Annotated in this window: 13 protein-coding genes and 1 tRNA gene; 8 read left to right on the top strand and 6 right to left on the bottom strand. The window is 28.0% G+C overall.

Translation table 11 applies throughout. The annotated features are described in order from the left end of the window. Window positions 1–32: 32 nt before the first annotated feature. Window positions 33–416, bottom strand: coding sequence for an START-like domain-containing protein (locus L3J60_RS07515; protein WP_291974879.1), 384 nt, complete (start codon window positions 414–416; stop codon window positions 33–35). Between the two features lie 123 nt (window positions 417–539). On the opposite strand from L3J60_RS07515, the gene L3J60_RS07510 reads away from it, so the two are divergent. Next, window positions 540–613: transfer RNA gene (locus tag L3J60_RS07510), tRNA-Met, on the top strand. A 242-nt stretch (window positions 614–855) separates the two neighbouring features. Here the strand turns inward: L3J60_RS07510 and L3J60_RS07505 are convergent. From L3J60_RS07505 to L3J60_RS07490, 4 genes are all read right to left on the bottom strand, one after another. Next, the gene (locus L3J60_RS07505; RefSeq protein WP_291974878.1) at window positions 856–2,076 is read right to left on the bottom strand and encodes an ammonium transporter; all 1,221 of its coding nucleotides are present in this window, start codon (window positions 2,074–2,076) and stop codon (window positions 856–858) included. Window positions 2,077–2,103: 27 nt separating this feature from the next. Then, window positions 2,104–2,862, bottom strand: coding sequence for a TorF family putative porin (locus L3J60_RS07500; RefSeq protein WP_291974877.1), 759 nt, complete (start codon window positions 2,860–2,862; stop codon window positions 2,104–2,106). 96 nt (window positions 2,863–2,958) lie between these two features. Further along, window positions 2,959–3,618: a response regulator transcription factor gene (locus L3J60_RS07495; protein ID WP_291974876.1), complete on the bottom strand. Its 660-nt coding sequence runs from the start codon at window positions 3,616–3,618 to the stop codon at window positions 2,959–2,961. 5 nt (window positions 3,619–3,623) lie between these two features. Then, complete coding sequence (locus L3J60_RS07490) at window positions 3,624–5,399, bottom strand: HAMP domain-containing protein (RefSeq protein WP_291974875.1); 1,776 nt, start codon at window positions 5,397–5,399, stop codon at window positions 3,624–3,626. A 147-nt stretch (window positions 5,400–5,546) separates the two neighbouring features. Here L3J60_RS07490 and L3J60_RS07485 point away from each other — a divergent pair, with 147 nt between their 5' ends. The 7 genes from L3J60_RS07485 to L3J60_RS07455 all read left to right on the top strand — a co-directional run bounded on the left by L3J60_RS07485 (window position 5,547) and on the right by L3J60_RS07455 (window position 10,562). Further along, a complete protein-coding gene (locus tag L3J60_RS07485; protein WP_291974874.1) occupies window positions 5,547–6,242 on the top strand; it encodes a VIT1/CCC1 transporter family protein in 696 nt (231 codons plus the stop codon). A gap of 10 nt (window positions 6,243–6,252) precedes the next feature. Continuing rightward, a complete protein-coding gene (locus L3J60_RS07480; protein WP_291974873.1) occupies window positions 6,253–6,975 on the top strand; it encodes a phosphatase PAP2 family protein in 723 nt (240 codons plus the stop codon). Window positions 6,976–6,986: 11 nt separating this feature from the next. Further along, entirely contained in the window at window positions 6,987–7,640 is a 654-nt protein-coding gene (locus L3J60_RS07475) for a YdbC family protein (protein WP_291974872.1), read from the top strand. Window positions 7,641–7,699: 59 nt separating this feature from the next. Next, the gene (locus tag L3J60_RS07470) at window positions 7,700–8,602 is read left to right on the top strand and encodes a J domain-containing protein (RefSeq protein ID WP_291974871.1); all 903 of its coding nucleotides are present in this window, start codon (window positions 7,700–7,702) and stop codon (window positions 8,600–8,602) included. Next, window positions 8,599–8,898: a chaperone modulator CbpM gene (locus L3J60_RS07465; RefSeq protein WP_291974870.1), complete on the top strand. Its 300-nt coding sequence runs from the start codon at window positions 8,599–8,601 to the stop codon at window positions 8,896–8,898. Before L3J60_RS07470 ends, L3J60_RS07465 begins: the two co-directional genes overlap by 4 nt. Further along, the gene (locus L3J60_RS07460; protein WP_291974869.1) at window positions 8,888–9,322 is read left to right on the top strand and encodes a universal stress protein; all 435 of its coding nucleotides are present in this window, start codon (window positions 8,888–8,890) and stop codon (window positions 9,320–9,322) included. Before L3J60_RS07465 ends, L3J60_RS07460 begins: the two co-directional genes overlap by 11 nt. Window positions 9,323–9,392: 70 nt before the next feature. Next, window positions 9,393–10,562: an ATP-grasp domain-containing protein gene (locus L3J60_RS07455; RefSeq protein ID WP_291974868.1), complete on the top strand. Its 1,170-nt coding sequence runs from the start codon at window positions 9,393–9,395 to the stop codon at window positions 10,560–10,562. Window position 10,563: 1 nt separating this feature from the next. Here L3J60_RS07455 and L3J60_RS07450 read toward each other — a convergent pair whose 3' ends face one another. Beyond that, window positions 10,564–11,331 (bottom strand): hypothetical protein, encoded by a 768-nt coding sequence (locus L3J60_RS07450; RefSeq protein WP_291974867.1) that lies wholly within the window; start codon window positions 11,329–11,331, stop codon window positions 10,564–10,566. Window positions 11,332–11,573: the final 242 nt, after the last annotated feature.

Genomic DNA, 11,573 nt, shown 5'->3' with positions numbered 1-11,573 from the left:
AAGGCTTTTGGCTTTTAGTTTTGTTTTAAAGGTTAAGCTCCAATAGTATGTTTTAATTCATCAATTTGATTTTCCCAAAACATTTTAGATTCATCAATTTCACCTTCTTCAGCAAAATCTGTTATAATTAGCGAAACATCTTTAGTTATTTCATCTACTTGAATTCTAAATTCGAAGTATATTTTTTCATCCTCTTCTTCAAGCCATGTAAATTTAATTTTTTTATTAGTTTTTTCTTGAAGTACTTTAGCTTTCTCTTCTACTCCATCCCAAATAAAAGTATATAGTTCTCCTCTTAAATTTACATTATCTGCAAACCATTCAGATAAACCAGATGGCGTTGCAAAGTATTGAAACAACATTTGAGGAGAGGCTTGTATTGGAAATTCTAATTCAAATTTTATTTGTGTTGACATATATTCTATTTAAAAGCACAATATATATAAATAATCTTCGTAAAAAAAATTAAGTTTTAAAAAAATTAGCTATTAATTTGTAACAGGAATTAATTTATTTTTATATTTGCACCCTCAATAAATGGCGAGGTAGCTCAGTTGGTTAGAGCGTCGGATTCATAACCCGGAGGTCTCGAGTTCAATTCTCGATCTCGCTACAAATTTAAGATTGTGAAATTAAGCGATTTAGTGTTTCTAAATCGCTTTTTTTATGAGTATAATTTTTGACAAAATAAAAAAAGTACACTATTTGGCAGCTAGAAAAGAGTATATAATTGGCTTTTACACTGGAGGAGTAAAACTTTTGGAATAGAAATTTGTTAGTTTTAAATCCAAATTTGAAATCAATAAAAAAGGTCTGATATATCAGACCTTTTTTATTATAACTTAATTATTTTAATTACATAGCACCTTCATCATAGGCTTTTTCACCATGTAAAGAGGCATCTAGTCCCATACTTTCTTCAGAGTCTGTTACCTTTACTCTAGTAATTCTATTAATTAAAACTAACATAACATAAGTAAATATAAAAGCATAAGCTGCCGCACCAATTACCGCAACAACTTCTTTTATAAAGAAATAGTAATTGCCTTCTAATAAACCTGATTGTCCGTTAATAGTTGAAGATGCAAATACTCCTAAAAGAATAGTACCAAACACACCTCCCATACCGTGTACTCCCCAAACATCAAGGGCATCATCCCATCCCCATTTATTTTTAAACTGAACAGCAATATAACATAGTAAACCTGCTGCAATGCCAATAATTACTGCTGCCCATAATGGAACAAAACCAGCTGCAGGCGTAATAGTTGCTAAACCTGCAACAAAACCAGTTAATAATCCTACAAATTTAGGTTTTCCTTCTCTAAACCACTCAACTATAAGCCAAGTTATACCTGCAAATGAAGCGGCAACATCTGTATTTAAAAATGCAATTGTTGTAATATCATCAACTTTAAGCTCACTGCCTGCATTAAAACCATACCAACCAAACCACAATAAACCTGTACCAATGGCCATTAATGGAATACTGTTTGGTGGTGACTTTGTATCCGTACGTTTACCCACATAAATTACAGATGCCAATGCTGCAAAACCTGCTGTTGCGTGTACTACAATTCCACCAGCAAAATCACGAACTCCCCATTCTTCTAGTAATCCTCCACCCCAAACCATGTGTACAAAAGGATAATACACAAGAATTTGCCAAGCAACTAAGAAAATTAAATATGCTTTAAATGAAACTCTGTTTACAAACGCACCTGTTATTAATGTTGGAGTAATAACTGCAAACATCATTTGGTAAGCTATAAAAATAAATTCTGGATATTCTCCATTTGCACCACTGTACGGCTTATTAAATGGAATACCATGTAAAAAAGCCCAATCAAAATTCCCAATAATGCCTCCTTCACCTCCACTAAAGCATAATGAATAGCCAAAAGCAATCCATAAAATTGTTGTAATACCTAATGAGACAAATGTTTGCATCATTATTCCCAGAATATTTCTTTTTCCAGCTAAACCTCCATAAAAAAAAGCAAGTCCAGGTGTCATTAACATCACCAAACTTGTACTAAGAATCATAAAAGTTGTTGTTCCTGTGTCAAAACCCATAATATTAAAATTTTAGTTATTAATGTATTAAAATGAAAATCCGGCTACCAAAAATATTTTTTGAGTTTGAGGATTTGTAATTAATGATATTGTTAGTGGTAAACTATATATTTTAGTAAATTTTAGCTCTTTTGTAACTGTTACACCTATATTTATAATTCCTATTGAGTTCCCAAAATAACCTGTTTCCCCAACGTTTTCATTTGGGTTTGTTAAATTAGAACCTAAGAAAATATTGATGTTTTTAAAAGCATAATTCAGTTCTGCATAGGTTGAAAATTGTTTTTTACCTATGGTTCCATCACTATTTATTTTTCTGGCATCCGCTCCATAGATATTAGTGGCAATTAAAAGTGATAGCGGTATTTTTTTGGAAATGGTATAATTTACTGAAGCTTCAATTACATGACCTGTTGAGGTATCATTATAATTAAAATATGTATCATTTGAACTATCTTGATTTGGAAAAAAATAATCAGTAATAGTCAGTGAAAACAACTTTGAAAAAGCATAGCTAACATAAATATCTGCTTCTTGCAAAGATTGTGTATTGGTTGTGTATGCTCCCCAAGTTGCAACTGTAAAATTGGAATTTATATAGCTTATACTTGGTTGAATACTTGGTGAGTTTCCAAAATCTGTTCCTCGCCAAACATATCTACTCATTACTGCTACGCTTGCTTTAAAAGGATTCGCTTTTTCGGTTTTGTTTTGTGCGGTTATCGAAAAGTTAGATAAAAAACTAATTGTAATTAAAATTACTGCAAAAAGTCTTATTTTTCTCATTTAAATGCCTATTAATTTTAATACACAAATTTGAAAAAAATAGTAGGTTACATCAATTGTTGAATTACGTATATTTAAGTACGTGTTTTACTTATACTACAGCTCAATAATTTTATTTTTAATTGCAAATTTTACAAGGTCAACGGTATTTTTTAACTCCAATTTTTTTAGAATACTAGCTTTGTGAGTTTCAACAGTTCTAATACTTATGGATAACCTACTGGCTATTGTAGGATTTTTTATACCTTCAACTACATAACGTAATATTTCCTGCTCTCTGTTAGTTAAAACTTTGACAGTATCACTAGAAACATTATTTCCAAATTTTGCACTTTTTACATAGCTTTTTAAGATAGTATCAGCAATTGATTTACTAAAATATCCATTTCCTTTAAATACTTCGTTTATTGCCAAAACAAGTTCATCTCTAGTGGTATTTTTGGGTAAATAACCATGTACACCTGCTTTTAAAGCGTTAAAAACAAAATCTTCTGAAGTGTACATAGATAGCATTAATATTTTAATTTTAGGATAATCGGTTTTAAGTATTTTTGATATTTCTATACCCGACATCATTGGCAGTGATATATCTAATAAAACCACATCTGGTATTTGTTTTTTTAAATCTGCAAAAAACTCATTTGCATTTTGAGCTTCTCCTATTATTTTAATTCCTAAACTATTAGATAACAAAGCTTTTATTCCATCTCTTACAATTTGATGATCGTCAACTAAAACAACTTTAATTTCACTCATATTAATTATTTTTTTAAAGGAAACTCAATAATAATTGTTGTGCCTTTATTTTTTTCAGATTTAAATTTTAATTTGCCTTTAAATAATGTCACTCTATCTTTTATATTACTTATGCCATGCGAATTTAAATGAACAGAATTAGTAATATCAAATCCTTTTCCGTTATCTATAATTTCAAGTTTAATTTTATGAGTTTCAAACGTTAAGTTAACTATTACTTTGTTTGCATTTGCATGTTTTACAATATTGGTAATACCTTCTTGTATAATTCTAAAAATATAGATTTGTAATTTTTGATTGACGTTTTCAGCATTTCCAAAAGTATTAAATTGAATTACAATGTTTGAGGTTTCTGAAAATGTATTACATAAATTTCTAATTGCAGCTGTTAGCCCAAATTCTGATAAAGCTGCTGGCATTAAATTATTTGATATTCTTCTGGTTTCATCAATAGTTAAATTAAAAAGATTCCCTAATTCTTCTGCTTCATTATCGTTTTTAATAATATTATTTTGATTCAATAAGTTTTCAAACTTTAATTTTAGACCTATTAATAATTGTCCCAAACTATCATGCAATTCTCTTGATAATCTTTGGCGTTCTTTTTCTTGCCCGTCAATTAATGAACTTAATCGTTTTCTTTTTTCTTCTTTTAATTCTTCTGTTTGAATTTTTAATTTTTCAGCCATTTTAGTAAACGAGTCTGTAAGTTCACCTATTTCATCATTTAAATTTGAGTTTAAATCGATATCAAAATTACCTTCTCCAATTTTTTGAGCTGCAATATTAAGTTTTTGGATAGGATAGGTTATTTTATTTGATAAAATTATAACAACAATTAAAACTATTAAAAATATAAATATGCTAATAAAAATAATTTCACTTCTAATATTAAAGATTGGTACGGTAGCTTCTTTATAATCAATTTCAGCTAAAATTACCCAATTTAAATTAGGTATATTTAATTTACTAAACGAGCTTAAAACAACTTCGCCTCTATAATCTTTTATTATTTTAAATGCAGTATTGTTTTGCAATGCATTATTAACAGCTTCTGTTTTTACAATAGTATTTAAAACCGAATTTGAATGAAAACGAGATGAGCTTCGCATTAAATAATCATTACCAACCAAATAAGATTCACCTGAATATCCAAATCCATTTGAAGCATTATTTTCAAGCATAATGGCATCAATAACCGTTGGTGTTAATTCAAAAATTACAATTCCAATAACTTTATTTTGATTATTAATTACTTTGGAACTCAAAATAATATTAGAATGTTTTACTTTCGAAATTTTTCTAAAATCTTTAACAAATATTTCAGTATTACTTAATGTTTTATTCCATATTTCAGTAAAATTAATAGGAGATTTATTTTTACTTTCTTTAATGGTATAAATCATCTTATTTTTTCCAATTAAATAAATAGCATCATATTTTTCTTTTCTCAATTCATTTAAAAAAGAATTATTAACCGTTATACCTAATAATTTCGACGATTGATTATTTTTAGAAGGTGTTTTTTTATTTATTTCAGAAATCATACTTATAATATCTGAAGAAGTTTTTGCTAGTTTAATTTCAGCAAAACAATTTGAAAAATAGTTTTTAATTAAGTTCGATTTAATTACCCTTACCGATGTTAATTGATTAAATGTTCTATCTAAAATTGCTTTCTTTGCATTATAAAACGAAAAAGAGGCTACAATTAAAATAGTTCCTATACTTAAACTAATAGATGCTATTACTAATTTATCTGTAATAGAAAATTTTCTCATTTAATGTAGTTAATTAGATTTCGAAATTACCATTTATTCACGTAAAATCTAAATAATAAAATCATCCATTTTAAATATTAAATTAAATTTGCTTGATGACCATAAAATATAGTATTTTAACAATCTAAATAATCAAAAACTGTTTTCATGGATCATAAAGAAGAACATTTAAAAAGCTCTGATTTTATTACGGATGTTGTCATAGGAATGTCAGATGGATTAACCGTTCCTTTCGCATTAGCGGCAGGTTTAAGTGGTGCTGTAGATAGCAATGCTATAATTATAACCGCAGGAATTGCCGAAATTGTAGCAGGAAGTATTGCTATGGGTTTAGGGGGATTTTTAGCGGGGAAAACTGAGCAGGAACATTATGAATCTGAACTAAAAAAGGAATATGCAGAAGTAGAAACTATCCCTGAAAAAGAGAAACAAGAAGTAAAAGATGTTTTTGCAGGATATGGTTTAAATGAGGAAACTCAAACATTAATTGCGGATGAAATGTCAAAAGACAAAGAAAAATGGGTAGATTTTATGATGAAATATGAATTAGGTTTAGAAAAACCACATCCTAAAAGAGCCAGAAATAGTGCTGCAAATATTGGTATATCTTATATAATTGGTGGACTAATTCCACTATCAGCATACTTTTTTACAAGTTCACCATCACAAGGATTATTATTTTCAGCTATTTTAACCTTATTAAGTTTATTTATTTTTGGTTACCTAAAAAGTAAAGTTACTGGTCAACCACCAATTAAAGGTGCTTTAAAAGTCACTTTTATAGGTTTTGTAGCTGCAATTGCTGCTTTTACAGTGGCTAAATTTTTTGGTTCAATATTTTAAATTTACAGCTATGAAATATAATATTCTATTGCTTTTATTAACTTGTTCTGTTATGCAAGCACAAGTAGTTCCTAAAGATTCTATTCAAAATAAATCATATAAAATATTAAATAAAAGTATTTTACCCATATCTTTAATTGGTGTTGGACTTATCATTAACAAGAGTAAATTTGATAAAACTTTTCAGAAAGATATTCGTAATAGCCTTAGAGATAATTATAGTACAAATGTAGAAGATTATTTGACATTTGCTCCTGTGGCTCAAATGTACATTGCAGATTTAGCAGGTATTAAAAGTAAAAATAATTGGTTTAATCAAAGTAAATATTTATTTATCTCTAATTTATTTTCTGTGGGTATCACCCAATTAATAAAAAAATCTAATCAAAAAATGAGACCAGATAGTGGAGCTGATTCCTTTCCGTCTGGCCATGCTACAATTGCTTTTACAAATGCAACCGTGCTGTATCATGAATTTCATAACTCCTCACCTATTTTAGCATATAGTGGTTATGCTTTTGCAACTACTGTTGGTTTTTTTAGAATGGCCAATAATCGGCATTATTTATCTGATGTTTTGGTAGGTGCTGGTATAGGAATTGCCGTTACTAATTTGGTATACTATTTTAAACCTTTAAAAAACTTTAATCCATTTAAAAAGGTTAAAAATGTCTCTATTTATCCATCTTATAAAGATAATTCCTACGGATTGTATGCTAGTTATCAATTTTAAAAATTGCTTAAATGTATATTAAATGGATAATCTGCACTGTTCTAGATAACAAAAAAGAAGAATTTTCTAAAGCTCAAGAAAAATGGAGTAAAACTTCTGAATCAGATGGATTTATTGCACAAACTGGTGGTTGGAATTTAAAAAAACCTAATGAAGTTTGCATTATAGCTTTCTGGAAAAATAAAGAAAGTTTACAAAATTTTATGAATCATTTGCACGATGTTATTTTCTTAGATAACCAACAAATTACCACGTATGCTGACATTCAAATTAAATATTTTAACAGTTTACTAAATATGGATGGCACCTCAAAAAATATAGGTGAAGCAATTCAAAAATCAAATTTTATAAGAATTGCAGATTATTTGGTAAATGAAAATAAAATTCATCATTTTGAAGAAGCTCAAAAATCCATTTGGATACCATCAATGAAAAAGACAAAAGGAATGTTAGGTGGTAAATTTTCTATAAATGAACAAAACAAAAATAATTATTTAGTAAGTACTTTTTGGGATAGTAAAAAAAATCATCAAAACTATATTGAAAATCAATTACCTACAAATCAAAAACTTGCAAATATTAGTAGTGATTTACAAGCTATCGACGGAAAAATTATTGCCCTTGAAAAAAAATGGAATGTATTTAAAACTCCAACTTCATTTTAAATTATTAACTTAATTTTTTAAAACATTTTCGCTAACTTTGAATTAAAATAAAATATATAATGAGCTTTATAGATTATTATAAAATATTAGGAATACCTAAAACTGCCACAGAAAAAGATATTAAAAAAGCCTATAGAAAATTGGCTAGAAAACTTCATCCTGATTTAAATCCGGAAGATAAAGAAGCGGAAAGGAAATTTAAACAAATAAATGAAGCAAACGAAGTTCTAAGTAATCCTGAAAACAGAAAAAAATACGATAAATACGGCAAAAATTGGGAACATGCTGAAGCATATGAAAAAGCAGAACAACAGCAACAGCAATATCAACAAAGTCAATATCAAGGAAATGCCGGTGGATTTAATGACCAAGATTATTCAAGTTTTTTTGAATCTATGTTTGGAGGAGCGTCATCAAGGTCAAGAAGCCAAAGTAACTCATTAAAATTTCGCGGGCAGGATTATAGTGCTGAGTTACAATTTACCTTAGAAGATGTTTACAAAACTCATAAACGAACTATTACGGTTAATGGAAAAAAGATAAGACTTACCATTCCTGCTGGAGTTAAAAACGGACAAATTATCAAAATTAAAGGTCACGGTGGTAAAGGTATAAATGGTGGTCCAAATGGAGATTTGCACATTAAATTTACCATTTTAAATCATTCTATATTTAAACGAGATAATAACAATTTATATACTTCAATTCCTTTAGATTTATATACCGCACTGTTAGGTGGTGAAATTACTATCCCTGTATTTAATGGTAAAGTAAAGCTTAAAATTAAACCAGAAACCCAAAACGGAACCAAAATAAAATTAAAAGGAAAAGGATTTCCTGTATATAAAAAAGAAGGTCAGTTTGGCGATTTATATATAACTTATCAAATAAAAATTCCAACCAATTTAACAAGTGAAGAGAAAGCATTATTTAATAAACTTGCAAAACTAAGAAACTCATGAAAGGAACTGAATTTATATCAATAAGCGACCTTTGTGCTAATTATCATTTAGAGATTTCTTTTTTTAATCAATTACATGAGGTAGGTTTAATAGAAATAATTACTTATAAAAAAACACCTTGTATTTCAATTGAAACCATTAATAACGTTGAAAAAATGATTAGAATGCATCACGATTTAAACGTAAATATTCAAGGAATTGATGTTGCTTTTAATTTATTACAAAAGGTTGAAAAATTACAAAACGAATTAAATTCGTTAAAAAATAAATTAAGATTATACGAAGATGATTTCTAAAATATTAGTTGCCATAGACGGTAGTGAATCTGCTTTAAACGCAGCAAATTGTGCTATAAAATTAGCGAAACAAGTAAATGCCACTTTAGAAATAATTTACGTGGTCAGATATTCAATTGGTAATATTGCCGCAGGAATTATGCCTTTTGAAATTGAAGAAGATGAAAAAGAAAAAGCCATTGAACTTATTGATAAAATAAAAAAGAATAACCCAAAAATTAAAATTAGTGATTTTGAAACTATTGGATTGCCCTTACATAAAATAATAAAAATGACTGAGGATTGGGATGCTGAATTATTAATAATTGGACATCATACTCATAGCTTTTTTGAAAAATTATTTATCTCAAGTGTTGAATATAATTTATTAGATAATCTTCACATTCCAATTATGATTGTTCCAAAAAAATACAATTGTCAGTAAAAAATCTCATTAATTTCGAGTAATTTTGCAATCTAAAATATAGCTACAAAACAGCTTATTAAACTGTAAAATGATATTAATTGATAAACCTTACGTTTCAAAATTTTTAATTGAGACGATTGCAACTTATAATTTGCCAATTGTTGCCACTTCTGTAGCACAAGATTTAGTTAAAAATCAAAAACTTAATTGGATATCAGAAAGTAAAGCCATTGAATTGGTTAAAAACAATCCTACAATTCCCATATACTCAAATTCTGAAAATGCCATAAGTTGGGTGGAAAAGAATTTACAATTTTCAAATCGACCAAAAGAAATTCATCTTTTTAAAAATAAATTAAAATTCAGAGAAACCATAAAAGAATTATTTCCGAATTATTTTTTTAAAGGATTGAAATTTAGTGAATTAGACTCCATTTCAGTTGATAATTTCAAATTTCCATTTATTATAAAACCAACGGTTGGTTTTTTTAGTTTAGGAGTTCATAAAGTTGCAAATCCAAATGAATGGAAAAAAGTAGTCTCAAAAATAAAGTCTGAAATTATTGATGTTAAAAAATATTACCCAAATGAAGTAGTAAATACTAATCATTTTATTGCTGAAGAATGCATAAAAGGGGAAGAATTTGCCATTGATTGCTATTTTAATAGTTCTAAAAACCCTGTTATTTTAAATATTAGTCATCATCTATTCTCCTCTGGAGAAGATTTAAGTGATCGAGTTTATTCCACTTCTCAAACTATTATTAAACAGCATTTAAACAATGTTCAACAATTTTTAAACAAACTTGCAGATAAAGTAAATCTTACTAATTTCCCAATTCACATAGAAGTTAGAATAAATGCTGAAGGTAAAATTATTCCTATTGAAGTAAATGCCTTACGTTTTGGAGGTTGGTGTACCACCGCAGATTTAGCACATTATGCGTACGGATTTAATCCGTATTATTATTTTATAACAGGAAAAGAACCTGACTGGAAAAGTATTTTTTCAACTTGTGAAAATAAACTTTTCAGCATTGTAATTTTAAATAACAACTCTGGTATTCTAAATAATCAGGTCAAATCTTTTGATTATAATTTATTATTAAAAGATTTTGAATACCCACTAGAATTGAGAAAAACTGATATTGTTAAATCTGCAATTTTTGGAATATTATTTACTAAAACTTCCTTAGAAAATAAAGAAGAATTAGCAACTATTTTAACTTCCGATTTAAAAAAATATATAACTTTTTAATTTATCGTCTAAATTTTTTCCTCGTCAATTCTAAAACTCCATTTATAAAAGTAAGCGGATGTATTGGGTTTCCAGGAACATATAAATCTATTGGATATTTTTCTAGAAAATCCCGTTTAACAGCAACACTTTCAGCAAATATTCCACCACTAATTGCATCTGTACCTGCCAAAATTAAAATTTTAGGTTCAGGAATTGCTAAGTAAGCAATTTCTAAGGCTTCAGCCATATTTTTAGTTATTGGACCTGTAAGTACTATGCCATCTGAATGACGTGGCGAAGCTGTAAATTCAATGCCGTAACGTCCCATATCAAAATTTACATTTCCACAAGCTCCAAGTTCCAATTCATTACTATTATCTCCACCCGCACAAACTTGACGCAATTTTAAAGACCTTTTAAATATATTTCGAATTTCTTTTCTTATGGCTGAAACATCTAATTTTATTCCTGTTTTATCACCTTGTTCAATTATTAAATCTGCTCTTTTATTAGTAGCCATTTTATAATGATTAGTGAATTTTATTTTAGAAGAAAATTGATGTTGGCAATCTCCACAAAAAGAACACTTTCCTAAATCAATTGAAAGTTTATTATTTCTAAAATCAATAGCATCAACCGGACAAAAATCAATAATTTCTTTTACAGCTACTTCTTCATTAGATATTATTGGAATTCCTCTAAAAGTATCTGGCAAAACTACTTCTGTCAAATCTTTTATAAATTGTTTTCCTTGATGCTTTACTATATTTAATTCTTCTAAAAACATATTTCTGCTATAAATCGTGACCACTATACGATAAATCGTAACTTTTATTATTAATAGGAAAATCTGAAATTTCTAAATTTCTAAGAGATAATTCCAATGCTTTCCAATTATGCATACAGGGCAAACTCACACTTTTATTTTCAATATCCTTAATAAATAGTCTTCATCCCAAGCCGCTTTGAGTCTTTTGCTTTTAACCGACAGTTTTTTAGTTTGTTCATTTTTCAGGAGGTTCAAGGCTA

This window comes from Lutibacter sp. (assembly GCF_021647475.1).
In the GTDB taxonomy this organism is placed as follows: Bacteria; Bacteroidota; Bacteroidia; order Flavobacteriales; family Flavobacteriaceae; genus Lutibacter.
The sequence above is the reverse complement of the archived record's forward strand: the minus strand, read 5'-3'. Positions and strand labels throughout refer to the sequence as shown.

Excerpts from the sequence above, each read along its gene's own strand:
- L3J60_RS07465 (WP_291974870.1), top strand. The coding sequence starts at position 8,599 with ATGAAAGGAACTGAATTTATATCAATAAGCGACCTTTGTGCTAATTAT.
- L3J60_RS07475 (WP_291974872.1), top strand. The coding sequence starts at position 6,987 with ATGTATATTAAATGGATAATCTGCACTGTTCTAGATAACAAAAAAGAA.
- L3J60_RS07450 (WP_291974867.1), bottom strand. The coding sequence starts at position 11,331 with ATGTTTTTAGAAGAATTAAATATAGTAAAGCATCAAGGAAAACAATTT.
- L3J60_RS07480 (WP_291974873.1), top strand. The coding sequence starts at position 6,253 with ATGAAATATAATATTCTATTGCTTTTATTAACTTGTTCTGTTATGCAA.
- L3J60_RS07470 (WP_291974871.1), top strand. The coding sequence starts at position 7,700 with ATGAGCTTTATAGATTATTATAAAATATTAGGAATACCTAAAACTGCC.
- L3J60_RS07515 (WP_291974879.1), bottom strand. The coding sequence starts at position 416 with ATGTCAACACAAATAAAATTTGAATTAGAATTTCCAATACAAGCCTCT.
- L3J60_RS07500 (WP_291974877.1), bottom strand. The coding sequence starts at position 2,862 with ATGAGAAAAATAAGACTTTTTGCAGTAATTTTAATTACAATTAGTTTT.
- L3J60_RS07485 (WP_291974874.1), top strand. The coding sequence starts at position 5,547 with ATGGATCATAAAGAAGAACATTTAAAAAGCTCTGATTTTATTACGGAT.
- L3J60_RS07505 (WP_291974878.1), bottom strand. The coding sequence starts at position 2,076 with ATGGGTTTTGACACAGGAACAACAACTTTTATGATTCTTAGTACAAGT.
- L3J60_RS07490 (WP_291974875.1), bottom strand. The coding sequence starts at position 5,399 with ATGAGAAAATTTTCTATTACAGATAAATTAGTAATAGCATCTATTAGT.
- L3J60_RS07495 (WP_291974876.1), bottom strand. The coding sequence starts at position 3,618 with ATGAGTGAAATTAAAGTTGTTTTAGTTGACGATCATCAAATTGTAAGA.
- L3J60_RS07460 (WP_291974869.1), top strand. The coding sequence starts at position 8,888 with ATGATTTCTAAAATATTAGTTGCCATAGACGGTAGTGAATCTGCTTTA.
- L3J60_RS07455 (WP_291974868.1), top strand. The coding sequence starts at position 9,393 with ATGATATTAATTGATAAACCTTACGTTTCAAAATTTTTAATTGAGACG.